Genomic DNA, 23,936 nt, shown 5'->3' with positions numbered 1-23,936 from the left:
CACCTGCCCGACGACGAGGACGTCCGGCACCTCCACCGCGGGCGTCGGGGACGGCTCACACGCCCTCCGCGAGCAGCCCCAGCGCGTCCTGCACCACCGCGAAGAACAGCGGCTGGTCCACGGCCCCGCCGTCCGCCGCCTGTGCGACGAGCACGAGCTGCTCGCCGTCGGCGCGCTCGAGGTACCACGACGCCGCGAGGACGCCGGGCGCGCTGCCGCCCTTGAAGGCGGCGTAGTCCCAGACGTCCTCGTCGAGCGGGAGGCCGGGGTTCTCGGCGAGCACCTCGCGCACCGGCTCGAGGCCGGGCTGCGCGGCCAGCTCCTGCAGGCCGACGTGCGCGCGGCACACGTCCTCCGCCGAGGCCCGCCACCCGACGTCCCGCTGCCACACCGGCGTCGTGACGTCGGCGGCCTCGACCCCGCCGAGGTCCGGCGGCAGCTCGGCGAGGAGCTCGCGCCGCTCGGCGACGTCCGCGTCGGGCCACCGCTCGAGCAGCTCGGGCGCGCCCCACCCGAGGGTGAAGACCTCGCGCGTGGTCGGGAACGGCACGAGGCCCGAGGCGTCCTGGGCGCCGAGCGCCGTCACGGCCGCCTCGACGGCGGGGCGCCCCACCGTCGTCGCCAGCAGGTCCGCCGCCGTGTTGTCGCTGATGGCGATCATGCCGCCGGCCGCCTCGCGCACGCTGACGGCGGCGCCCTCCGGGGCGTCCTGCAGCTCCCCCGACGGGAGGCTCCGGACGTCGTCGGTCACCACGAGCTCGTCGTCCCACGCCAGCGACCCGTCCTCGACCGCGGCGGCGACGGCCCCGAGGACGTAGAGCTTGAACACCGAGCCCAGGGGCGCCGGCTCGTCGGCCGCGACGACGGCGGCCGGGTCGACCGGCACGCACGCGCCTTCCTCGACCCGGGCGGCCAGCAGGTGGGTCTCCTCGGCCAGGCCCGCCAGGTCGTCGGCGACCTCGCTCCACGAGGTCGCCGCCTCGCGCCCCGCGACGGTGTCCTCGGTGAAGAGGAGGCCGCCGATGACGCCGTCGGCATCGACGACCACCTGCATCCGGTAGGCCGTGCCCGAGCCGGTGGCCAGGGACACCAGGGCCTCGGTGTCCGAGCCGTCGAAGGCCGTCGGCGTCCACGGCCCCAGGGCCCGGAGCCCGTCGAAGACCTCGGCCACCGGCGTCGCGCCGAGCTGGTCGAGGAAGCCGGGCGAGAAGCGCTGCCGCGCCTCCTCGGGCGTCGGCCCCGCACCGGCCGCCAGCTGGTCGAGCACCCACCCGGCCGCCTCGCCGACGGGCGTGCCGGGCAGCGCCACCGCCGACGGGCTCGCCGCGGGCGGCGACGGCGCACCGGTCGCCCCGCTCCCCGGCTCCGACCCGCCCGTGCACCCCGCCGAGACCAGCGCCAGGAGCGCCACCGGTGCCGCCGCGCGCGTCACCCTCCCCGCTCGTGCCACGCCCCCACCGTCGCACGCCACGGGGCGCCACCCCACCGCCGACCTGGTCACCACTCCGGGTCGCGCACGGTCAGCGGAGACGAGCAGGTCGCCGCGACCGCGCTCGCGCCGCAGGCTGACGGGGTGCCCGGCACGGTCGTCGTCCTCCCGGACCCGTCGCTGCGCTGGCTGCTGCCGCCGCGCGACCGGGAGGACGGCCGCCGCCTGCGCCACGACCCCGACGCCACGGCGCGGCACGTCGTCGAGGCCGCCGGCGTCCCCCGCACCGAGGTCGGCGCGCTGCGCCGGCGCGGCGCCCCGCTCGACCCGGCGGCCCGGCTCGAGGACGGCGACGTCGTCGAGGTCGCCCCGCCCTCGCGCCCGCAGCCGCTGCCCGCCGGGGGCCTGCTGCTCGACGTCCACCTCGGGACCCTCGCCCGTCGGCTGCGCCTGCTGGGCCTCGACGCCGCCGACGACCCGGCCCTCGACGACGCCGGCCTCGTCGGGCGGGCGGCCGCCGAGGACCGCCTGCTGCTCACGCGCGACCGGGGCCTCCTGCGCCGTCGCGCCCTGCCCGCCGGCGCCCTCGTGCGCGGCGACGACCCCGACGACCAGCTCGCCGACGTCCTGGACCGCTTCGCCCCGCCGCTCGCCCCGATGACGCGGTGCACGCGCTGCGGCGGCCACCTCGAGCCCCTCGCGAAGGCCGACGTCGCCGACCGCCTGCCCGCGGGCACGCGGCGCAGCTACGACGCCTTCACGCGCTGCGCCCGCTGCGGCCACGTCTTCTGACGGGGCGCGCACGCCGAGCGCCTCGACGTCCTCCTGGCCCGGGCGGCGCCGTCCGCGCCGAGGAGCACCTAGCGCGTCTCGAGGTCGCTCGCACCGAAGGCCTGGGGCAGCACGTCGCTCATCGGCAGCACGCCCTCGGGCGTCTCGAGCAGGCAGTCGGGGCCGCCGTTCTCCCACAGCAGCTGCCGGCACCGCCCGCACGGCATGAGCGCCGTCCCCGACCGGTCGACGCACGCGACGGCGACGAGCCGCCCGCCGCCGGTGGCGTGCAGCGAGCTGACCATCCCGCACTCGGCGCACAGCGTGACGCCGTAGCCGGCGTTCTCCACGTTGCACCCGACGACGACGCGCCCGTCGTCGACGAGCCCGGCGACCCCCACGGGGAACCCCGAGTAGGGCGCGTACGCCCGCCGCATGACGTCGGTGGCCGCGGCGCGCAGGGCGTCCCAGTCGACCGCCGGGCCGGTCTCGGCCGAGGCGCCCACGTCGTCGCTCACTTCTCGTAGGGGACGCCGGCCGCGGCCGGTCCCCGCACGCGGCCGACGAGCCCGGCGACGGCGAAGATCGTCGCGAGGTAGGGCGCCATGAGCAGGAACTGGCTGGGGATCGGCGTGCCGATGACGGACAGCACGTTCTGCAGGTTCGAGGCGAACCCGAAGAGCAGGGCCGCCCCGAGCGCGCCCAGCGGGCTCCAGCGGCCGAAGATCATGGCGGCCAGGGCGATGTAGCCGCTGCCCGCCGTCATCTCGCGGTTGAAGGCCAGGCCCGCCGCGGACGCGCCGAGGGTGAACGACGCCCCGCCGAGGCCGGCGATGGCGCCGCCGAGGACGACGGCGCGGAACCGGGTGCGCGCCACGGGGATGCCCACCGTGTCGGCCGCCTTGGGGTGCTCGCCGACGGCCCGGAGCCGCAGGCCCCAGCGGCTGCGGAAGAGCATGACGTTGAGCACCGCGACGACGACGTACATGAGGTACACGAGGAGGTTCTGCGCGAAGAGCACCGGCCCGACGACGGGGATGGCCGAGAGCACGGGGATCGGCAGCTGCGGCAGCCCCGTCGGCGAGTTCCACCCCGCGTTGTCGCTGAGCACCGTCGAGTACAGGAAGCTCGTCAGCCCGATGGCGAAGACGTTGAGGACGACGCCGACGATGATCTGGTTGACGAGGTAGCGCACGGTGAAGACCGCGAGCAGCAGCCCGATGAGCATGCCGCCGACGGGCGCCGCGACGAGCCCGAGGTAGGCCGTCCCCGTGAGCGAGGCCACGACCGCGCCGAGGAAGGCGCCGAGCAGCAGCTGCCCCTCGATGGCGATGTTGACGACGCCCGAGCGCTCGCTGACGACGCCGGCCATGGCGCCGAAGACGAGCGGAGCCCCGAGCAGGAGCGTCCCGCCCAGCAGGCTCACGACGGAGACCCGTGAGCCGGTGACGACCCACACGAGGAAGGCGAGGACGAGCAGCACGCCGAAGACGGGCACCACCCAGCCGGGCGTGCGGCGCCCGGCGGCCGTCCGCGCGACGGCGAGCCCCGTGAGCGCGGCGCAGCCGACGAGCAGGACGGCGGAGGCCCACCGGCTGGGCAGCACGAGGTCGGGCAGCGAGACGACGTCGCGGCCGCTCGCGAGGGAGAGCGTGCTCGTGCCCCCGCTCGCGAGGAGGACGAAGACGAGCAGCCCGACGGCCGTGAGGACGGCCATGACGACGGACGCGCGCCGCGACGGGCGCGCCGCGTCGGCCCCGTCGGCGGACGCCGCCGTGGGGGCGGTGCTGGTGGCGGACGGCAGGCTCATGCCCGGGCTCCCCTCGCCTGCGGGTCGCGCAGTCGGAAGATCGCGCGCACGAGCGGCGGCGCGGCGATGAAGAGGACGATGAGGGACTGGACGACGAGGACGATGTCGATCGGCGTCCCGGTGCGCGCCTGCATCGACACCCCGCCGGCCTGCAGCGCGCCGAACAGGAGGCCGGCCAGCACGACCCCGCCCGGCCGCGAGCGGCCGAGCAGCGCCACGGTGATGGCGTCGAAGCCGAAGGACCCGGCGATGCCGGCCGTCAGCGAGTCCTCCGTGCCGAGCAGGTGGACGGCGCCCGCGAGGCCGGCCAGACCGCCGGACAGGAGCATCACCGTGACGTAGGAGCGCGGCACGGAGATGCCCGCGGTGCGGGCGGCCGCGGGGTTGGCCCCGACGGCGCGCAGGCCGAAGCCGACGGTGCTGCGCTCGAGGAGCCACCACACGCCCGCGGCCGCGAGGAGCACCAGCAGCAGCCCCGCGTGGAGGCGGAAGCCGGACCCGAGGAGCTGCGGCAGCTGCGCCGACGCCTCGACCGGCGGGCTGATGGGGTTGGCCTGCCCCTCGCGCTGGAAGGCGCCGAGGGTGAGGAGGAACTCCACGAGCCGCAGCGCGACGTAGTTGAGCATGATCGTGACGATGACCTCGTGGGCGCCCGTCCGGGCCTTGAGGCCACCGGCGATCCCGCCCCACAGCGCGCCGCCCACCACGCCCCCGACCAGCGCCAGCAGCAGGTGCAGGCCCACGGGGAGGTCGAGCGCGAAGCCGATCCAACCGGCGAGGACGGCGCCGAGGATGATCTGGCCCTGGGCGCCGATGTTGAACAGGCCCGCGCGGAAGCCCAGCGCCACGCCGAGGCCCGCGGCGATGAGCGGCGTCGCCACCGTGAGGGTCTCGGTGAGGGGCCGCACGACGCGGGTCGCCGACCCGGCCGTCCAGTCGAGGAAGGAGCCCTGCAGCAGCGCCGTGTAGGCGCCGCCGACCGCGCTGCCCACCGCGGCGAAGAAGTCGCTGGGGCGCGCCGTCAGGTAGGTGGCCGTCTCCTGCACGCGCGGGTCGGCGGCCGCGATGAGCACGGCGCCCACGACGAGGGCGAGCACGACGGCGAGCAGCGAGAGCAGCCCGGAGCCGTCGCGGACGGCGGCGAGCGCCGCGCCGAAGCGGCCGGGCTCGCGCCCGGACGGCGGCGCCTGCTGGTCGGGGTCGTCGGCGTGGGCCTCGGTCTGCTGGGCGCTCACCGGTGCGCCTGCTGGCGTCGGCCTGCGGGGGCGGTCACGGGCTCTCCTCCACGGTCTCCTGCGCGGGCGCCGTGCGCGGCTCCGCGGCGGCGCCCGTCCCGGCTCGGGGCTGCTGGGCGTCGGGGTGGTCGGTGCGGGTGGGGTGGTCCCCCGCCTGGCGGCGCGCCTCGTCCTCGGGGACGCCGGCCATCATGAGGCCGAGCACGTCGCGGTCGGTGTCGCCGTCGACGACGCCGACGACGCGGCCGCGGTACATCACCGCGATGCGGTCGGCGAGCTCGACGACCTCGTCGAGCTCGGTCGAGACGATGAGGACGGGCGTGCCGGCGTCGCGCTCGGCGACGATCCGCCGGTGCACGAACTCGATCGAGCCGACGTCGAGCCCGCGGGTCGGCTGGGAGGCGATGAAGAGCTCGAGGGGGCGGGAGAGCTCGCGCGCGAGCACGACCTTCTGCTGGTTGCCGCCGGACAGGGTGCCGACGGGGGCGTCGACGCCGGTCGTGCGGACGTCGAACTCCTCGACCCGCCGCTCGGCGTTCGCGCGGATGGCGTCGCGGCGCAGGCTCAGGCCGCGCCGGTACTCCGGGGAGCGGACGAGGTCGAGGACGAGGTTCTCCGCGACCGACAGCGACGCGACGACGCCGTCGGTCGAGCGGTCCTCGGGGACGAAGCCGACGCCGGCGTCGAGCACCTCGCGGGTGCTGAGGCCGAGGAGCTCCCGACCGCCGAGCCGCACGGAGCCGGACTCGGCGGGCACGAGCCCGACGACGGCCTCCGCGAGCTCGCTCTGGCCGTTGCCGTCGACGCCGGCGACGGCGAGGACCTCGCCGCGGGCGATGGACAGCGAGACGCCGTCGACGGCGCGGGCGCCGCGCGGGTCGCGCACCACGAGGCCCTCGACGACGAGGTGCTCCTCCCCCCGCTGCGGCGCCTCCTTGCCGACGCCGAGGCTCACGGACCGGCCGACCATGAGGGACGCGAGCTCGTTCTCGGAGGCGTCGGGGGTCGCGGTGCCGACGACCTTCCCGCGGCGGATGACCGTGATCCGGTCCGCGACGGCGCGGACCTCGCGGAGCTTGTGGGTGATGAAGACGACCGACGTCCCGCCCGCCTTGAGCTGGCGCATGATGTCGATGAGCTCGTCGGTCTCCTGCGGCGTGAGGACCGCGGTGGGCTCGTCGAGGATGAGGACCTTCGCGTCGCCGACGAGCGCCTTGATGATCTCGACGCGCTGCTGGACGCCGACGGGGAGGTCCTCGATCCGCGCGTCGGGGTCGACGCCGAAGCCGTAGCGGTCGGAGACCTCGCGCACCTGGGCGCGCGCGGCGTCGAGGTCGAGCAGCGGGCCCCGCGTGCGCTCGTGGCCCAGCACGACGGACTCGGCGACGGTGAAGACGGGCACGAGCATGAAGTGCTGGTGGACCATGCCGATGCCGGAGGCCATGGCCTCGCCGGGGCCGTCGAAGGTGACGGCCCGGTCGTCGAGGAGGAGCTCGCCCTCGTCGGGGGTGTAGAGGCCGTACAGCACGTTCATCAGCGTGCTCTTGCCGGCGCCGTTCTCCCCCAGGAGGCAGTGGATCTCCCCCGGCTCCACCACCAGGTCGATGGCGTCGTTGGCCACGAGCGGCCCGAACCGCTTCGTGATGCCGCGGAGCTCGAGCCTCACGTCGTCCTCCTGCTCGCCCTGGGGGCTCTCACGCCCCTCGTCGGGCGCCCCTCGTCGGGCGCGCCGTGGGTGGTGCCGGTCTCGCGGGCGCGCCCCGAGGTCGGGGCGCGCAGCGGCGCCGACCCGGGCCCGGGGGCTCGGGTCGGCGCCGCGGTGGGCCGGGCGGGTCAGCCGTCGGTGCTCGGCGAGGACGGCGACTCGACCGTCACCTCGCCGGAGACGATCTGCTCCTGCAGCTGCGTGATCTGGTCCTGCAGCTCCGCCGGGACCTGGTCCTCGAAGTCGTGGTACGGGGCCAGGGCGACGCCGCCGTTCTCCAGCGTGCCGACGTACGGCTCGCCGGAGAAGGTGCCGTCCACGCCCGCCGAGATGGAGTCCTGCACCGCGGCGCCGATCTCCTTCACGACGCTCGTGAGGATGATGTCGCCGTACTCGGTGGACTCGTAGCCGTCGGAGTCGACCCAGATGAGCTTGACGCCGTCGGCGCCCTGCGCGGCCGACGCCGCGCCGAGGCCGACCGGGCCCGCCACCGGCAGGACGATGTCGGCGCCCTGGTCGATGAAGTTCTGCGTCGTGTTGACGCCGTTGGTCTGGTTCTCGAAGTCGCCGGTGAAGGAGCCGGTCTGCGCCTCCGGGTCCCAGCCGAGGACCGTCGTGTCGGTGCCGTTCTGCTCGTCGTAGTACTCGGCGCCGCGGGCGAAGCCGTCCATGAAGACGGTGACCGAGGGGATCTGCAGGCCGCCGAAGGTGGCGATCGTGCCCGTCTCGGTGGTCCCGGCGGCGAGGTAGCCCGCGAGGAAGGACGCCTGCGCGGTGTCGAAGAGCAGCGGGCGCAGGTTGTCGTAGGACTGCTCCGTCGCCGCGTCCACGAGGGCGTAGCTGAGGTCCGGGTTCGCCTCGGCCGCCGCCGCGGTCGCGTCGGCGAGGAGGAAGCCGACGGAGATGGTCTGGTCGCAGCCGAGCTGGACCGTCTGCTGGACGTTCTGCTCGAAGTCCGAGGCGCTCTGGGACTCCAGCTCGCGCAGCTCCACGCCGAGCTCGTCGCGCGCGGCCTCGGCGCCCTCGCGCGCCGACTGGTTGAAGGACTGGTCGTCGAACCCGCCCTGGTCGGAGACGAGGCAGGCGAGGTAGTCGCTGCCGCCCTCGGGGGCGGCGGTGCCGCCCGACCCGCCGGCGTCGGTCTCCTCCGGGGCGTCGCCACAGGCGGTCAGCGCCAGCGCGATCGCGCCGACGAGCGCGGCTCCGCGCACGGTCTTCTTCACGTCGTCCTCCAGTGGGGCGCCGCCGGGCCCGTCCTCGGCGGTCGGTGGACTATAGGCAGCGCGCGGGGGTGCTCGAGCACGCCCGAGCCCGGGGAGACGAGACCGTTACCCGGTCTTGACGCCCGGCGCCACCCGGCCGGGTGGCGGCACCCCGCGATCAGCCCAGCAGCGCGACCGCCGCGAGGAGGCGCACGCCGACCTCGACGGCGCCCTCGTCGGCGACGAAGTCGCCCTGGTGCAGGTCGAAGGTGCGGCCGCCCGGGCTGCGGGTGCCGAGGCGCGCCAGGGCTCCCGGCGCGCCGTCCTGCAGGTACCAGCCGAAGTCCTCGCCCCCGAGGCTCTGCTCGGTGCGCGCCTCCGCGCCCTCGGGGAGCACGAGGCGGGCCGCGTGCTGGAGCACGCGCACGCTGTCCTCGTCGTTGTCGACGGGCGGGACGCTGGGCGTCACCTCGACGACGGCCTCGACGTCGTAGGGGGCGGCCACGGAGGCCACGACCTCCTGGAGCAGCTCGCCCGCCTCCTTCCACGCGGCGACGTCGAGCACGCGCAATGTCCCCTCGACGCACCCCTCGACCGGGATGGCGTTGGGGGCGCCGCCGGCCTCGACGCGGCCCCAGGTGAGGTTGACGCCGGTGCGCGGGTCCAGACGGCGCGACAGCACGGCGGGCAGCGCCGTGATGACCTGCCCCAGCGCGAAGACGAGGTCGCCCGTGAGGTGCGGGCGCGAGGTGTGCCCGCCCCGCCCCCGCAGCCGGACGCGCACGTGGTCCGACGCCGACGTGATGGGGCCGTGCCGCAGCCCGACCCGGCCGACGTCGAGGCGGGGGTCGCAGTGGACCGCGTAGAAGCGCTGGACCCCCTCGAGCACCCCCGTGGCCAGCACCTCGACCGCGCCGCCGGGCGTCACCTCCTCCGCCGGCTGGAAGAGCAGCCGGACGCGACCGGGCAGGAGCCCCCGGCGGTGGGCCTCGACGAGGACGAGGGCGGCGCCGAGCACGACGACCGTGTGCACGTCGTGGCCGCAGGCGTGGGTCGTGCCGGGCGCCGTGGAGGCGAAGGGCACCCCGCTCGTCTCGGTCACCGGCAGCGCGTCGATGTCCGCACGCAGGACGACGGGGGGCGCGTCCGGGTCGCCGACGTCGACGACGAGACCCGTGCCCGGCAGCAGCTGCGGCGCCAGACCGGCCGCCTCCAGCCGCTCGGCCAGCAGGCGGGTGGTCCGGTGCTCGTGGTGGCCCAGCTCGGGGTGGGCGTGGACGTCGCGCCGCACCGCGAGGAGCTCGGGGACCAGCTCGGGCACCGTCGCGTCGACGAGGGCCCGGACGTCGGCCTCCCGCAGCGCCGCCGCGGCCGCCTCGCCCGGGTCGGGCAGGGGCTCGGCCCCGGGGCCCGGCCCGGCCGGCGGACCGGCCACCGGGCCGACCATCGCGCCGGTCACCGGGTCCGGGGAGGAGCTCGTCACGGGCGTCGACGCTACCGCGCACCGGGCGGCGGCTCCCCGCGCGACCAGGGGCCGGGCGCGAGGGCGGCCCGCCGCGCTCACGACGCGTGCGGCGGGGCGCCGAGGGCGGCCAGCACCTCCCGGGCGGCCTGCGTGGCGGGCACCTCGCCCGACCGCACCCGCTCGGCGGCGGTCGCGAGCTCCTCCCGCGCGGCGGGCTCCTCCAGGCGCGCGAGGAGGGCGTCGCGCACGGCGGCGCGCATCCAGTCGACCTGCTGCTGCCCGCGCCGGCGCGCCAGCTCCCCGGCGCCCTCGAGCGTCCGGCGGTGCGCGAGCACGGCCTCCCACACCTCGGCGACGCCCCGGTCCTCGACCGAGCTGGCCTCGAGGACGGGCGGGTGCCACAGCGCGTCGGGCGGCGTCACGAGCCGCAGCGCCGAGCGCGCCTCGGACGCCGCGGCGCGGGCGTCGGCGGCGTGGGGCCCGTCGGCCTTGTGCACGACGAGGAGGTCGGCGAGCTCGAGCACCCCCTTCTTGATGCCCTGCAGCGAGTCCCCCGTCCGGGCGAGGACGAGCACGCAGAAGGTGTCGACCATCTGCGCGACGACGGCCTCGGACTGGCCCACGCCGACGGTCTCGACGACGACGACGTCGTGGCCCGCGGCCTCGAGGACCACGACGGCCTCCCGCGTGGCCCGGGCGACGCCGCCGAGGGTCCCCGCCGTCGGGGACGGGCGGACGAAGGCCGCGGGGTCGGTGGCCAGGCGCCCCATCCGCGTCTTGTCGCCGAGGATCGAACCGCCGGTGCGGCTCGAGCTCGGGTCGACGGCGAGGACCGCCACGCGGTGCCCCACCCCGGTGAGGCGGGTCCCCAGCGCCTCGACGAAGGTCGACTTGCCAACGCCCGGCACGCCCGTGACGCCGAGGCGCACCGCTCCCCCCGCGTGCGGCAGCAGAGCGGTGAGCAGCTCGCCGGCCCGCTCGCGGTGGTCCGGTCGGCGCGACTCGACGAGGGTCAGCGCCCGGGCGACGTCGCCCCGCCGCCCGGCGAGCACGCCCTCCGCGAGCGCCGGCACGTCGACCGGCGCCCGGCGCGGCGGCGCGGCTCCTCCCCCGTCGGCGGCCCCGCCCGCGGCCCCGCCGGCATCAGGCGTCACCGCCGCGCCCGCAGCTCGGCGAGGAGGTCGCGCGCCGCGGTCGCGACGACGGTGCCCGGCCCGAAGACCGCCGCGGCGCCCATCTCGAGGAGCCGCGGGACGTCGTCCGGCGGCACGACGCCGCCGACCACGACGACGACGTCCTGGCGTCCCTCCGCGGCCAGCGCCGCCCGCAGCTGCGGCACGAGGACGAGGTGCCCGGCCGCGAGCGACGAGACGCCGACCACGTGGACGTCCGCCTCGACGGCCTGGCGGGCGACCTCCTCGGGCGTCGAGAAGAGCGGGCCGACGTCGACGTCGAAGCCGAGGTCGGCGAAGGCGGTGGCGATGACCTTCTGCCCCCGGTCGTGGCCGTCCTGGCCCATCTTGGCGACGAGGATGCGCGGCCGGCGCCCCTCCTCGGCCTCGAAGGCCTCGACGTCCGCGGCGACCTCCTCCACGGCCCGGGCGCCCTCGTCGTCGGCCCCCGCCGCCTCCCGCCGGTAGACGCCCTGCACCGTGCTCACCGCTCCCGTGTGGCGCCCGAAGACCTCCTCGAGCGCGCTCGACATCTCGCCCACCGTCGCGCCGGCGCGCGCCGCCTCGACCGACAGGGCGAGGAGGTTGCCGTCCTCGGCGTCGGGGCCGCCGCGGCGGGTCCCGTCCGCGACCGAGCGCGCCGCCGCCGTCAGCCGGCCCAGCGACTGCGCGACCGCTCCCGCGTCCCGCTCGGCCCGCAGCCGCTCGAGCTTGGCGACCTGCTGGGCGCGCACCCCGGCCGCCTCGACGCGCCGCACCTCGACGACGTCCTGCTCCTCGCGCGGGACGGTGAAGACGTTGACGCCGACGACCTGCTGGCGCCGGGCGTCGATGCGCGCCTGGGTGCGCGCGGCCGCCTCCTCGATGCGCCGCTGCGGCACGCCCTCCTCGATGGCCCGCGCCATGCCGCCCGCCGCCTCCACCTCCGCGATGTGCGCCCGCGCCCGCGCGGCCAGGTCGCTCGTGAGCCGCTCCAGCGACGCCGACCCGCCCCAGGGGTCGACGACGGAGGTCGTGCCCGTCTCCTCCTGCAGCAGCAGCTGCGTCACCCGGGCGGTGCGCGCCGCCGCGTCCGAGGGCAGCGCCAGGGCCTCGTCGAGGGCGTTCGTGTGCAGCGACTGGGTCCCGCCCTGCGTCGCCGCCATCGCCTCGACGCAGGTGCGGACGACGTTGAGCTGCACGTCCTGCGCGGTGAGCGACCAGCCCGAGGTCTGGCAGTGCGCCCGCAGCGTCGAGGAGCGCGGGTCCCGCGGGCCGAACTGCTCGAGCAGCTCGGCCCACAGGACGCGGGCGGCCCGCAGCTTGGCGACCTCGGTGAGGAAGCTCGTGCCGACGGCCCAGAAGAAGGACAGCCGGGGCGCGAAGGCGTCGACGTCGAGGCCGGCCGCGACGCCGGCGCGCAGGTACTCGACGCCGTCCGCGAGCGTGTAGGCCAGCTCGAGGTCCGCCGTCGCCCCCGCCTCCTGCAGGTGGTACCCGGAGATGGAGATCGAGTTGAACCGCGGCATCCGCGCCGAGGTGTGCGCGAAGACGTCGGAGACGACCGCCATCGAGGGCCCCGGCGGGTAGATGTAGGTGTTGCGGACCATGAACTCCTTGAGGATGTCGTTCTGGATGGTCCCCGTGAGGCGCTCGCGCGGGACGCCCTGCTCCTCCCCCGCCGCGACGTAGAGCGCGAGCACCGGCAGCACGGCGCCGTTCATCGTCATCGAGACGCTCATCTCGCCGAGCGGGATGCCGTCGAAGAGCTCGCGCGCGTCGAGGAGGGAGTCGACGGCGACGCCCGCCATGCCCACGTCGCCCGCCACGCGCGGGTGGTCGGAGTCGTAGCCGCGGTGCGTCGCGAGGTCGAAGGCCACCGAGAGGCCGCGCTGGCCCGCCGCGAGCGCCCGCCGGTAGAAGGCGTTGGACTCCGCGGCCGTCGAGAAGCCCGCGTACTGGCGCACCGTCCACGGCTGGGTGGCGTACATCGTCGGGTACGGGCCCCGCAGGTGCGGCGCCAGGCCCGGGTAGCCGGCGACGGCCGCGCGGTCGGACGCCGGCAGCGCCGCCAGGTCGGCCGGCGCGGACAGCGGGGGGACGTCGAGGCCCTCCGGCGAGCGCCACGCCGGCGGGGAGGCGACGTCCTCGGCGTCGCCGCCCGGCCCCGCGTCCGCGGCGTCCCGGCCGGACCGCAGGGAGGCGTCGAGCAGCTCGGGACCCGCCGGGTCCGCGGCCGGCGGGGCGTCCGCGGCGGGCAGGGCGTCCACGGCGGGCAGGGCGTCCACGGCCGGGGCTCCGGCGGGCGGGGCGCCCAGCGCGTCGAGGAGGCGGTGCAGGACGGCGAGGAGGTCGTCGCCCTCGGCGACGACCTCGTCCGCGCCGTCGGCGAGGGCCTCGCCCGCGGCCCCGGTCCCCGCCGCGCGGAGCACCCAGCGCACCCCCCGGGCGCGCAGGGCCGCGGCGGCGGCGGCCACCGCGTCGGCGTCGTCCCCCACCACCACGGCGGCGGGCGCGTCGCCGACGGCGTCCGCGGGCTCCTCGCGGCCGACGAGGCCGCCGACGGCGAGGACGCCCGCGGCCCACGCCGCGGCGGCGCGCCCGGCGGAGGCGCCGCGGGGCCCCTCGTCGGGGGCGGCCGTGACGAGCGGCACCTCCGGCGGCGGCCCGTCGTCCCCGCGCAGGGCGTCGGTGCGCGCCCGCAGCGCGTCGACGTCCTGCGACCAGCGGTGCACGGGCCAGCCGCCCTCGCCCTCGGCGCGCGCCGCCGGGTCGGGGTCGCGCCGCAGCGGCCGGGCCGCCGGCTCGACGACCGTCGTCGTCCCCGTCAGCGGCCGGGCGCGGGTGGCCACCGCCCGGCGGCGCCGCTCGTGGGAGGCCGCCAGGTCGCGGGCGGCCGAGCCGTCGGCGAGCGCGCCGAGGGGGCCGCCGCGCCGCTCGAGGTCGACGAGGAGCTCCCACGCGCGCCCGGCGAGGGACCAGGTGCGCTCCTCGAGCGCGGGGGCGCCGCCCGCCGGGTCGACGACGCGCCCGAGGGAGGACTCGGCGAGCAGGATCGTCGACGTGCCGCGCGCGAGGCGGCGGGCGGACGGCGTGCTCGCCCCGGCCGCGGCGTCGTGGGGCAGCACGGTGACGGCCTCGGCCCCGCCCGTCCCGGCGGCGAGGGCCGCCACGGTGCCGCGCAGGACGTCGACGTGCGGGTCGCGCAGGCCGAGCGTCGCGCGGGCGGTGACGGCGTGCAGCCGCAGGCCCCGGTCCTCCGCCGGCACGCCGAGCAGCCCGGCCGCCCGGTCCCACAGCACCCGGGCTGCGCGCAGGGACGCCGTCGTCGTCCACTGGTCGGGCGTCGCGGGCAGCCGGAGCTCGAGCAGCCGCGCCGCGTCGGGCGGCGCGACGCCCGCCGCCAGGAGCCACCGCAGGTGCTGGACCGCTGCGCCGACGCCCCAGGCGAGGACCTGCGCGGGCGTCCCGCCGGCGTCGTGCGCCGGCAGCGCGTCGACCGCCAGGGCGCCGGGCGCGAGGGGGCGCGTCAGCGCCAGCCCGGCGAGCGCCAGGACGACGGTGCGCCCGCCCTCGCCGTCGGCGGCGGGGCGCCCGGTGCGGGCCGCCCGGGCGATCGGGTCGGCGCCGAGACCGAGGGCCACGGGCTCGCCTCCCGCGGGCGCCAGCGCCAGCAGGGCGCGCGCGGCGGCCACCGGGTCCTGCGCCGCCGCCGTGCGCAGGACGACGGGCGCGAGGTCGAGCAGCACGCCGTCCAGCGCGCGCCCGAGGTCGCCGGGCGCGACGCCGCCCGGACCGCCGACGTCGAGCCACAGCGACGTGGCGCCGCCCTCGAGCTCGGCGAGCGCGGCGCGGTGCACCTCCTCGGGGTCGGCGCCCGAGACGCGCTGCCGCACGTCCCAGCCGGCGGGCCGCTCGGCGTCGCGGCCCGTCGTCGGCGACCCGAGGGGCAGGGCCCCGCGGGCGAAGGGCGGGGCGCCGGGGCGCCCCGGGTCGGGGGCGCCGCAGGCGGCGAGCGTGCGGGCCGTGCCGAGCGCGGGGTGGCGCAGGCCGTCCTCGTCGACGGCGGCGAGCAGCTCCTCGGGGGCCTCGGGCGCCTCGTCGGCGCCGATGCGGCCGGAGCGCCGCAGCGCCCGGACCACCGCCCGGCGCCACTCCTCGAGCCCGTCCTCGTGCTCCTCCGGGGCGGGCGGGCGGGCGGTGGAGGAGGACGTCGGCGTCACGGCCGCCGATGCTAGGCGCCGCCGCCGACGGCGGGGCCGACCGGCGGCCGCGAGCCGGTCCCGGGCGTCAGAGCAGGTCGCCGCGCCCCTTGGCCCGCAGCGCCTCGACGACGCCCTTGACCTCCTGCGCGCGGGCGCGCGTCGTCACGAGCACGGCGTCGTCGGTGTCGACGACGACGACGTCGTCCAGGCCGATGACGGCGACGGTCCGCTGCCCCCGCGGCACCACGACGCCGGTCGAGTCCTGGACGACGACGGAGTCCAGGTCGCCGAGGACCCGCAGCGACGAGCCGTCGAGGTCGGGCACGAGCGAGGCGAGCGCGTCCCAGTCGCCGACGTCGTCCCAGGAGAAGGAGCCCTTGACCACGGCGACGCCCCCGGCGGCCGCCACGGGCTCGGCGATGGCGTGGTCGATGGCGATCTTCGTGAGGGTGGGCCACACCCGCTCGACGACGTCCGCCGCCTTGTGCGCGGGCAGGTCCTCGTGCGCCTCCGCCAGCTCGAGCAGGCCCGCGTGCAGCTGCGGCAGCTGCGCCTGCAGGTGCCCGAGCAGGACGTCCGCCCGGGCGACGAACATGCCCGCGTTCCACCGGTGGTCGCCGCCGGCGACGTAGCGCTCGGCCGTCGCGGCGTCCGGCTTCTCGGTGAAGCCGGTGGCCCGGACGGCGTCCGGGGCGCCCTCGACGTCGAGCGGCTCCCCCGTGCGGACGTAGCCGAAGCCGGTGGCCGCCGAGGTCGGCTGGATGCCGATGGTGACGACGTGGCCCTCCTGCGCGACGGCGACCGCCTGGCGCACGGCGCCGCCGAAGGCCCGCGCGTCGGGGATGAGGTGGTCGGCGGCGAAGGAGCCCACCACGGCCTCGGGGTCGCGGCGGGCCACCACGGCCGCCGCGAGGCCGATGGCCGCCATCGAGTCGCGCGGCGAGGGCTCGAGCAGGAGGTTGCCGCGCTCCAGCTGCGGCAGCTGCCCGCGGACGGCGCCCGCGTGCACCTCGCCGGTGACGAGCAGGAGCCGCTCGGGGGTGGCGAGGGGCACCAGCCGGTCCCACGTGGACTGCACGAGCGTGCGGCCCGAGGACGTGAGGTCGTGGAGGAACTTGGGCGCCCCGGCGCGCGAGAGCGGCCACAGCCGCGTGCCCGACCCGCCGGCGGGCACGACGGCCCAGAAGTGGTCCAGGGACGTGCCCTTGCTCGGTGCGGGGCTCGGCATGGGCTCACGATGGCACGGCGACGGGGAGCGGTGCGCCGCACCGGCCGGGTCCGCACCCGCCCGGGTGCCGCGCCACCCGGGCGGCTCCGTACGATGTGTCCCGGCTGGGTGGCGAGGAGGGCCTCGCGACACCGGCCCCCGGGGCGCCGCTCGGCTCCCCGCGCCGAGACGTCCTCCGAGGAGCCAGCCGTGGCGACCGAGACAAGCACCCGGTCGGTGGTGCCGCAGGGCACGCTGTACCGGGGCCGCGAGGGCATGTGGTCCTGGGTCGCCCACCGGATCACCGGCCTGCTCATCTTCGTCTTCCTGCTCGTGCACGTGCTCGACACCTCGCTCGTGCGCGTGGCCCCGGAGGCGTACAACGCGGTCATCGAGACCTACAAGAACCCCGTGGTCGGCCTCGGGGAGGCGGGCCTCGTGGGCGCCGTCCTCTTCCACGCCTTCAACGGCATCCGCGTGATGCTCGTCGACTTCTGGTCCCAGGGTCCGCGCTTCCACCGGCAGATGCTCTGGGCCGTCGGCGCCCTGTGGGTGCTGCTCATGGTGCCGTTCCTGGTCCGCCACCTCTCCAACGTCTTCGGAGGCTGACCGTGGCCGCTCCCTCGCTCGAGGCCCCGCGCTCGACGCCGTACCGGCGCTCGGCGTCCCGGCGGTCGAACTACGAGATGTACAGCTGGCTCTTCATGCGGCTGTCGGGCGCCGTGCTCGTCGTGCTCGTCATCGGGCACCTCTTCGTCAACCTCATGGTCGGCGACGGCATCAGCGGCCTCGACTTCGGCTTCGTCGCCGGCAAGTGGGCGAGCCCCTTCTGGCAGGTCTGGGACCTCGCCATGCTGTGGCTCGCGATGATCCACGGCAGCAACGGCGTCCGGACGATCATCAACGACTACGCGCAGCGCGACATGACGCGCATCGTGCTGAAGACGCTCGTGCTCGTGGCGCTCGTCTTCACCGTCGTCCTCGGCACGCTCGTCATCTTCACCTTCGAGCCGTGCCCGGTCGGCCCCGACGGCGCCTTCCTCGAGGGCGTCCCGTCCTTCTGCACGAGCTGACCCACCGCACCCGCCAGAGGAGACCCGCCGCCCCATGAGCAGCACCGACAGCGAGGCCGTCGAGGCCGCCGCGGACCGCAACGACGAGCAGGTCGACGGCGACGGCCGCCCGCACGGGAGGGCGGGCGAGAGCGCGTCCGCCGACGGCGGCCAGCTCGGCGCGATCCCCCGCTTCGACGTCACGCTGCGCATCCGCCGGTACAGCGCCGAGGACGCCGAGGACGGGAAGCCCGCCGAGGCCCGGTGGCAGGAGTTCACCGTCACCGTCAACGGCACCGACCGCGTGCTCGACGCCCTCCACAAGATCAAGTGGGAGCAGGACGGCTCGCTGACCTTCCGCCGCTCCTGCGCGCACGGCGTCTGCGGCTCCGACGCCATGCGGATCAACGGCGTCAATCGGCTCGCGTGCAAGGTCCTCGTCAAGGACGTCAACCCCGACAAGCCCATCACGGTCGAGCCCATCAAGGGCCTTCCCGTCGAGAAGGACCTCGTCGTGGACATGGAGCCGTTCTTCCAGTCCTACCGCGAGGTCATGCCCTTCCTCATCACCTCCGGCCACGAGCCGACGCGCGAGCGGAAGCAGAGCCAGGAGGAGCGCGCGCGCTTCGACGACACGACGAAGTGCATCCTCTGCGCCGCCTGCACGTCCTCGTGCCCGGTGTTCTGGACGGACGGCCAGTACTTCGGCCCCGCCGCCATCGTCAACGCGCACCGCTTCATCTTCGACAGCCGCGACGAGGGCGCCGACGTCCGCCTCGAGGTGCTCAACGACCGCGAGGGCGTGTGGCGCTGCCGCACCACCTTCAACTGCTCGGAGGCCTGCCCGCGCGGCATCCAGGTCACCAAGGCGATCCACGAGGTCAAGCGGGCGCTGCTGACGCGCAGCGTCTGACCGCTCGCCCGACGCACGACGGCCCGGTCCCCCGCGGGGGCCGGGCCGTCGTGCGTCGTGGCCCCTCCTGCCGTCCCGGGGCCGGAGGAGCGGCCGGGCCTGGGGCGCTCGGTGGGTGCTAGAGCGCCCGGTGCCAGGGCGGTCGTCGTCAGCCGCGGTCGCGCAGGCCGTGCACGACGGCGCGCACCGCGCCCGTCGTCATCGTCACGAGGCCGGCGCCCACGACCCCGAGCAGGGCGCCCGCCGCGAGCGTCGTGCGGTCCGTGGTGCGCTGGTCGAAGGCCACGGCTGCGCGCGGGCGCGGGCCGGCGGGGACGTCGAGGTCCTCCCGCGGCGCCTGCGCGCCGCGGGCGTCCTCGCGCCGCTCCAGGCGCACGCTCCCGGCGTCCTCGGCGGTCGTCGCGGCCCAGGCGGCGGCGACGAGGGTCACCCGGGACAGCAGGTTGAGCCACACGAGGATGGCCCCGAGGGTGGCGCTGGCCGCGACGACGGGGTTGTTCCCGCCGACCAGCTGGAGCAGCGCCCCGCCGATCGTCGTGATGAGCGCGAGGGCGACGCCGCCGACGACCGCGCCCTGGCGCACGTCGCGCACGGGGAGCCGCAGGTCGGACAGGACCCGGAACAGCAGGAGGAAGACGGCCGTGTCGAGGGCGGCGACGACGGCGAAGGTCGCCACGCGCAGCGCCACCGCCCCGACCGTCGAGCCCTGGAGCCCCACCGCCTGCAGGAGCGGCCCCGCCGCCGCGCCGACGACGACCGTGGCCGACCCGGAGACCAGCACGACCAGGCCGAGGGTGAGGAGGACGAGGAGGTCCCGGCCCTTCTTGGCGAGGAAGGGCCGGCGGTCCGGCGGCTCCGTGAACACCGACCGGATGCCCTCGCGCAGGGCGTCCAGCCACCCCAGCCCCGTCACGAGCGCCACGAGCAGCGCCACGCCGCCCGTGACGCTGAGGACGTCCGAGCGCAGCAGGCTGCTCGGGTCGAGCAGGCCGCTGTCGGGCCCGTCCAGCTGGAGGAGGTTCGGGACCGCGGCGTTGACCTGCGCGTAGACCTCGTCCTGAAGGGCCGGGCGCGACCCGAAGAGCAGCCCGAGGACGGACACGGCGACGACGAGGAGCGAGACGAGGGAGAACAGGCCGACGAAGGCGACCCCACCCGCCAGGACGTTGCCGCGGTTGGCGCTGTAGTGCAGGTAGGCGCGCACCGGGCGCACGTGGAGCACGCGCCCCACCACGCCCGGCTGCTGCTCGTCGGCGCCCGCGCTCACGCCGGTCCCCCGGCGAGGGCGAAGCGGCGGTCGGGGCGCCAGACGCCGTCGACGCCGTGCCGGTAGAGCCAGAACGCGTCCACGGGGAACACCACCTCGTAGTCGGACAGCTCGTCGAGGGCGCGGTCGAGGGACGCGGCGTCGACGTGGTGGGCGACGGTGACGTGCGGGTGGTAGGCGAACTCGACGTCCCGGGCCAGCGGCCCGCACCGGACGGCCGCCTCGAGGACCTCGCACGAGGAGACGCCCTCGGCCACCTGGACGAAGACGACCGGCGACACCGGGCGGAAGGTCCCCGCGCCGCGCAGGCGCATGGTGAAGGGCGCGGCGGACCTCGCCGCCCCCTCGAGGTGGGCGACGACGCCGCCGACGTCGGCGACCGGCACGGGGGTCGGCGGCAGCAGCGTCACGTGCGCGGGGACGGCGTCGGCCATCGGGTCGCCGAAGCCCCGCCGCCGCTCGCGCAGCTCCGCGGCGTGCGGCTCGGGCACGGCGACGGCGACGCCGACGGTCACGACGCCGTCGGACGCCGGCACGAGCGGCAGCCCCATCGTCGCGTCGGGGAGGACGCCGTCCTCACCCGCCCCGGGTCCGCCCGCCCTGTCCCCGCCCGCCCGGGGCCCGGACGCGGCGCTCACCCGGTCGTGGCCGGCGGCAGGAGGCCCAGCCGGTCGTGGGCGCGGGCCAGGACGTCGCCGGCGACGGCGCGGGCCCGCTCGGCCCCGCGCGCGAGCACGGCGTCGAGCTCGGCCGGGTCGTCGAGGAGCGCGAGGGTGCGCGTCCGCACGGGCGAGAGGGCCTCGACGACGACGTCCGCGACCTCCTTCTTGAGGTCGCCGTAGCCGCGGCCGGCGAAGCGCGCCTCGAGCTCGGGCACGTCGACGCCCGACAGGGCGCTGTGGACGGCGAGGAGGTTGGACACGCCCGGCTTGGCCGCCGGGTCGTAGACGACCTCCCGACCGGTGTCCGTGACCGCCGAGCGGATCTTCTTGGCGACGGCCTTCGGCTCGTCCAGCAGGTCGATGAGGCCGGCGGCGCTGGCGGCGCTCTTGCTCATCTTGGCCGTCGGGTCCTGCAGGTCGGCGATCCGCGCCGTCCGCGGCGGGATGTACGCCTGCGGGAGGGTGAAGGTGCGGCCGTAGCGGGCGTTGAAGCGGCCGGCCAGGTCGCGGGCCAGCTCGAGGTGCTGGCGCTGGTCGTCGCCGACGGGGACCTGGTCGGTGTCGTACAGGAGGATGTCGGCGGCCATGAGCACCGGGTAGGTGAAGAGGCCGACGTTCGCCGTCTCGGCGCCCGCGCGCTGGGACTTGTCCTTGAACTGCGTCATCCGGCTCGCCTCGCCGAAGCCGGTGAGGCACGACAGCACCCAGGCGAGCTGCGCGTGCTCCGGGACGTGGCTCTGCACGAAGAGCGAGGCCCGCTCGGGGTCGACGCCCGCGGCCAGGTACTGCGCCGCCGTGCGCCGGGTGCGCGCCCGCAGGGTCGCCGGGTCCACCTGGACCGTCAGCGCGTGCAGGTCCACGACGCAGTACAGCGCGTCGTGGGTCTCCTGCAGCGCCACCCACTGGCGCAGCGCCCCGAGGTAGTTGCCGAGGTGGAGCGAGTCCGACGTCGGCTGCATCCCCGAGAGGATCCGCGGGCGGTGCTGGGCCGCACCGGGCGCGGCGGTCTCGCCGGCGGCCCGGGTGCTGGCGGCGGGCCGGTCGGGCGCGGTGGTCGCGGCGGTCGCCGCGGGCGGAGCGGGCATGGCCGCCATCATGGCAGCCCCGCTCCGCGCCCCGGCGGAGGACCGTCCGCCCGGTCCGCGGCGGACCGCGGCGGGTGCGCCGCGCACCGGCGCCCGCCCTCGCGGCTCCGGCCGCCGCTCCCGCTGCCGGGCGTGCCGCCCCTCTCCCCCGGGCGTGCCGCTGGGCGCCGCGGCCCGCAGGATCGGGGCATGACGACCGAGACCGCGCCGTCCCCGACCTCCTCCGACTCCTCCCACCCGCACGGCGAGCCCCGCGTCGTCGACGTCCTCGTCGTCGGCGGCGGCTCCGCCTCGGAGACGGCCGGGCCGCGCGCGGCCGCGGCGGGCCTGTCCGTCGCCGTCGTGGAGGGCTCCCTCGTCGGCGGCGAGTGCCCCTTCTGGGCCTGCGTGCCGAGCAAGGCGATGCTGCTGGCGGCCCACGGGCACCGCCGCAGCGGCTCCGACGACCACGACGCCGCCTGGGCGTGGGCCCTGCAGCGCCGCACCGACGCCACGGCGGGCCGCGACGACAGCGGCAAGGCCGACGGCCTGCGCGAGGCGGGGGTCGAGCTCGTGCGCGGGTGGGCGGCCGTCGAGCGCGACGACGCCGGCGGCGGCCTCGCGCGGGTGCGCCGCGGCGGGGGCTCCCCGGACGACCCGGGCGAGCTCGTCGACGTCCTGCGCTGGCGCACGCTCGTCCTCGCCACCGGCAGCGCCCCCGCGGCGCCCCCGGTCGACGGGCTGGACGACGTGCCGACGTGGACGAGCGACGAGGCCCTCTCCAGCGACCACCGGCCGGCCAGCCTGCTCGTGCTCGGCGGCGGGGCCGTCGGCTGCGAGCTCGCGCAGGTCTACGCGTCCTTCGGCGTCCGCACGACCCTCGTCGAGACGGCGCCGCGCCTCCTGGCCGGCGAGAACCCGTCCGTCGGCGAGGCCGTGGCGCAGGCCCTCACGGGTGCGGGCGTGGACGTCCGCACCGGGGTGACGGCGTCGCGGGCGCGCGCCGACGGCGAGGGCGTCGTCCTCGAGCTCGACGACGGGAGCGAGGTCACGGGCGAGCGGGTGCTCCTCGCGAGCGGGCGGAAGCCGCGCCTGGAGTGCGTGCAGACCCTCGGCTTCGACACGACGGACGCCGGCGCGCTCGCCGTGGACGACCGCTACCGCGTCCTCGCGGCCGGGCGGCCCCTCGACGACGTCTACGCCGTCGGGGACGTCAACGGGCGGGCGCCCTACACGCACGGCGCCAACTACCAGGCCCGGGTCGTCGCGGACGCCCTCGTCGGCCGCCCCCGGGAGGGCGACGAGACGGGGATGCCGCGCGCCGTCTACGTGGACCCGCCCGTGCTCGCCACGGGGCTCAGCGCGGACGGCGCCCGGGAGGCGGGGCACGACGTCGTCGTCGCGACGCAGGCGAGCCACGACACCGGGCGCGCGCACGTCGAGCGCTACGACGGGCCCGGCACGGTGGAGCTCGTCGTCGACGCCGCGTCCGGCGTCCTGCTCGGCGCCAGCGTCGTCGGCCCGGAGGCCGACAGCTGGGGCGGCGAGCTCGTCCTCGCCGTCCGCGGCCGCCTCGACGTCGAGCTGCTCGCCGAGGTCGTGCACCCCTTCCCCGCGTGGGGCGAGCTGCTGCTGCCGGCGGCCGAGGACGCGCGCGACCAGGTGCGCGCCCGCCGGGGCGACGAGCGGCCGGGCCGCGGCGCCGAGCAGCCGGCGCACACCGCCTGAGCTCTCCCCCGCGGCGGGGGCCCCCCGCCGCGGGGGCCGATGGTCAGAGGGCGTAGGTGGCGACGACAGGCGCGTGGTCGCTCCAGCGCTCGGCGTAGGACGGCGCCCGGTCGACCTCGCAACGGCGCGCGGCGGCGCCGAGGGCGGGGGTGGCCACCTGGTAGTCGATGCGCCAGCCCGTGTCGTTGTCGAAGGCCTGCCCGCGCCAGGACCACCAGGAGTAGGGGCCGTCGACCTCGCCCGCGAGCGCCCGGGCGACGTCGGTCCACCCGAGGCCGGGCCCGTCGGCGTCGGCGGCGCCCTCCCCGCCGGCGCCGACCCCGAGGTCGTCGGGCGCCCGGAACCACCGGTCGAGGGCGGCGCGCTCCTCGGGCAGGAAGCCGGCCTTCTTCCGGTTGCCCTTCCAGTTCTTGATGTCGAGCTCGCGATGACCGACGTTGAGGTCGCCCGTGACGACGGCGAGCGCCCCGTCGTCGGCGCCGAGCGCGGCCATGCGCTCGGTCGCCGCGGCCAAGAACGCCATCTTGCCGTCCTGCTGCGGCGTGCCGACCTCGCCGGAGTGGACGTAGGCGCTGACGGCCGTGAGCGTCCGCCCGTCCGGCAGGGCCACGTCGGCCTCGAGCCACCGCCCGGCGCCGGCGAAGCGGCCGCCCGCGTCGGCGTCGCCGAGGTCCTCGCGCACCGCGGCGAGCGGGAGCCGGCTCACGACGGCGACGCCCGCGCGGCCCTTCGTGCCGGCGTCCGTCGGCTCGACGTGGGCGACGTGCCAGCCGGCGACGACGTCGCCCTGCGCGGCGCCCTTGGCCGGTGCGTCCTCCCCGGCCATCTCGGCGATCACCCGGCGCAGGGTGTCGTCGTCGGCGCGGACCTCCTGGAGGCAGAGCACGTCGACGCCGCGGCCGGCGAGCCAGGCGCCCATGCCGCGGCGGGCGGCCGCCCGGACGCCGTTGACGTTGGCGGTCGCGACGACGAGCGGGCGCCCAGAGAAGGTCGACGGGTCGCCGGTGGACGGGTCGGCGTCGGCGGAGCGGGCGGCGGTGGGCTGGGCGGGGGCTGCGTCGGGCACCGGG

The 23,936-nt window shown here is 77.2% G+C and carries 19 protein-coding genes; 5 read left to right on the top strand and 14 right to left on the bottom strand.

Features of this window, described 5'->3' with window-relative positions; genetic code table 11:
• Window positions 1-55: 55 nt before the first annotated feature.
• Entirely contained in the window at window positions 56-1,450 is a 1,395-nt protein-coding gene (locus Q0789_RS01695) for a Cpe/LpqF family protein (protein ID WP_298801461.1), read from the bottom strand.
• Between the two features lie 123 nt (window positions 1,451-1,573).
• On the opposite strand from Q0789_RS01695, the gene Q0789_RS01690 reads away from it, so the two are divergent.
• Window positions 1,574-2,221 carry a Mut7-C RNAse domain-containing protein gene (locus Q0789_RS01690; RefSeq protein WP_298801459.1) on the top strand — a complete coding sequence of 216 codons (648 nt, stop codon included), beginning with the start codon at window positions 1,574-1,576 and terminating at the stop codon, window positions 2,219-2,221.
• Between the two features lie 68 nt (window positions 2,222-2,289).
• Here Q0789_RS01690 and Q0789_RS01685 read toward each other — a convergent pair whose 3' ends face one another.
• The 9 genes from Q0789_RS01685 to Q0789_RS01645 form a co-directional block, all read right to left on the bottom strand.
• Window positions 2,290-2,718 carry a cytidine deaminase gene (locus tag Q0789_RS01685; RefSeq protein WP_298801457.1) on the bottom strand — a complete coding sequence of 143 codons (429 nt, stop codon included), beginning with the start codon at window positions 2,716-2,718 and terminating at the stop codon, window positions 2,290-2,292.
• Complete coding sequence (locus Q0789_RS01680) at window positions 2,715-4,010, bottom strand: ABC transporter permease (RefSeq protein ID WP_298801455.1); 1,296 nt, start codon at window positions 4,008-4,010, stop codon at window positions 2,715-2,717. The genes Q0789_RS01685 and Q0789_RS01680 overlap by 4 nt, the downstream gene beginning before the upstream one ends.
• Entirely contained in the window at window positions 4,007-5,245 is a 1,239-nt protein-coding gene (locus Q0789_RS01675; RefSeq protein WP_298801454.1) for an ABC transporter permease, read from the bottom strand. Before Q0789_RS01675 ends, Q0789_RS01680 begins: the two co-directional genes overlap by 4 nt.
• Window positions 5,246-5,279: 34 nt before the next feature.
• A complete protein-coding gene (locus tag Q0789_RS01670; RefSeq protein WP_298801453.1) occupies window positions 5,280-6,911 on the bottom strand; it encodes an ABC transporter ATP-binding protein in 1,632 nt (543 codons plus the stop codon).
• Between the two features lie 167 nt (window positions 6,912-7,078).
• Entirely contained in the window at window positions 7,079-8,173 is a 1,095-nt protein-coding gene (locus tag Q0789_RS01665) for a BMP family ABC transporter substrate-binding protein (RefSeq protein WP_298801451.1), read from the bottom strand.
• Between the two features lie 157 nt (window positions 8,174-8,330).
• The gene (locus tag Q0789_RS01660; protein WP_298801450.1) at window positions 8,331-9,635 is read right to left on the bottom strand and encodes an amidohydrolase; all 1,305 of its coding nucleotides are present in this window, start codon (window positions 9,633-9,635) and stop codon (window positions 8,331-8,333) included.
• Window positions 9,636-9,712: 77 nt separating this feature from the next.
• Window positions 9,713-10,690, bottom strand: a complete 978-nt coding sequence (meaB, locus tag Q0789_RS01655) for a methylmalonyl Co-A mutase-associated GTPase MeaB (protein WP_363325976.1) — start codon at window positions 10,688-10,690, stop codon at window positions 9,713-9,715.
• A gap of 77 nt (window positions 10,691-10,767) precedes the next feature.
• Window positions 10,768-14,991 (bottom strand): methylmalonyl-CoA mutase, encoded by a 4,224-nt coding sequence (gene scpA, locus Q0789_RS01650; RefSeq protein ID WP_298801447.1) that lies wholly within the window; start codon window positions 14,989-14,991, stop codon window positions 10,768-10,770.
• A 67-nt stretch (window positions 14,992-15,058) separates the two neighbouring features.
• A complete protein-coding gene (locus tag Q0789_RS01645) occupies window positions 15,059-16,201 on the bottom strand; it encodes a mannose-1-phosphate guanylyltransferase (RefSeq protein WP_298801444.1) in 1,143 nt (380 codons plus the stop codon).
• A 189-nt stretch (window positions 16,202-16,390) separates the two neighbouring features.
• Here Q0789_RS01645 and sdhC point away from each other — a divergent pair, with 189 nt between their 5' ends.
• Genes sdhC through Q0789_RS01630 form a run of 3 tightly spaced genes read left to right on the top strand, consistent with a single transcriptional unit; the run spans window position 16,391 to window position 18,145 of the window.
• The gene (gene sdhC, locus Q0789_RS01640) at window positions 16,391-16,789 is read left to right on the top strand and encodes a succinate dehydrogenase, cytochrome b556 subunit (protein ID WP_298801442.1); all 399 of its coding nucleotides are present in this window, start codon (window positions 16,391-16,393) and stop codon (window positions 16,787-16,789) included.
• Window positions 16,786-17,253, top strand: a complete 468-nt coding sequence (gene sdhD, locus Q0789_RS01635; RefSeq protein ID WP_363325978.1) for a succinate dehydrogenase, hydrophobic membrane anchor protein — start codon at window positions 16,786-16,788, stop codon at window positions 17,251-17,253. The genes sdhC and sdhD overlap by 4 nt, the downstream gene beginning before the upstream one ends.
• 34 nt (window positions 17,254-17,287) lie before the next feature.
• Window positions 17,288-18,145, top strand: coding sequence for a succinate dehydrogenase iron-sulfur subunit (locus Q0789_RS01630; RefSeq protein WP_171203526.1), 858 nt, complete (start codon window positions 17,288-17,290; stop codon window positions 18,143-18,145).
• 148 nt (window positions 18,146-18,293) lie between these two features.
• On the opposite strand, the gene Q0789_RS01625 is transcribed toward Q0789_RS01630, so the two are convergent.
• From Q0789_RS01625 to trpS, 3 genes are read right to left on the bottom strand one after another with little or no spacing between them, the layout of a single operon-like run.
• Window positions 18,294-19,412: a YihY/virulence factor BrkB family protein gene (locus Q0789_RS01625; protein WP_298801436.1), complete on the bottom strand. Its 1,119-nt coding sequence runs from the start codon at window positions 19,410-19,412 to the stop codon at window positions 18,294-18,296.
• On the bottom strand, window positions 19,409-20,050 hold the full coding sequence (locus Q0789_RS01620) for a 2'-5' RNA ligase family protein (protein WP_298801435.1): 642 nt from the start codon (window positions 20,048-20,050) through the stop codon (window positions 19,409-19,411). The genes Q0789_RS01625 and Q0789_RS01620 overlap by 4 nt, the downstream gene beginning before the upstream one ends.
• Window positions 20,047-21,159: a tryptophan--tRNA ligase gene (trpS, locus tag Q0789_RS01615; protein ID WP_298801434.1), complete on the bottom strand. Its 1,113-nt coding sequence runs from the start codon at window positions 21,157-21,159 to the stop codon at window positions 20,047-20,049. Before trpS ends, Q0789_RS01620 begins: the two co-directional genes overlap by 4 nt.
• A gap of 189 nt (window positions 21,160-21,348) precedes the next feature.
• On the opposite strand from trpS, the gene Q0789_RS01610 reads away from it, so the two are divergent.
• Complete coding sequence (locus Q0789_RS01610; protein ID WP_298801433.1) at window positions 21,349-22,866, top strand: NAD(P)/FAD-dependent oxidoreductase; 1,518 nt, start codon at window positions 21,349-21,351, stop codon at window positions 22,864-22,866.
• 43 nt (window positions 22,867-22,909) lie between these two features.
• Here the strand turns inward: Q0789_RS01610 and Q0789_RS01605 are convergent, their stop codons facing one another.
• The gene (locus Q0789_RS01605; RefSeq protein WP_298801432.1) at window positions 22,910-23,932 is read right to left on the bottom strand and encodes an endonuclease/exonuclease/phosphatase family protein; all 1,023 of its coding nucleotides are present in this window, start codon (window positions 23,930-23,932) and stop codon (window positions 22,910-22,912) included.
• Window positions 23,933-23,936 lie beyond the last annotated feature (4 nt).

The organism is uncultured Pseudokineococcus sp. (assembly GCF_947499845.1).
Taxonomy (GTDB): domain Bacteria; phylum Actinomycetota; class Actinomycetes; order Actinomycetales; family Quadrisphaeraceae; genus Pseudokineococcus.
The sequence above is the reverse complement of the archived record's forward strand: the minus strand, read 5'-3'. Positions and strand labels throughout refer to the sequence as shown.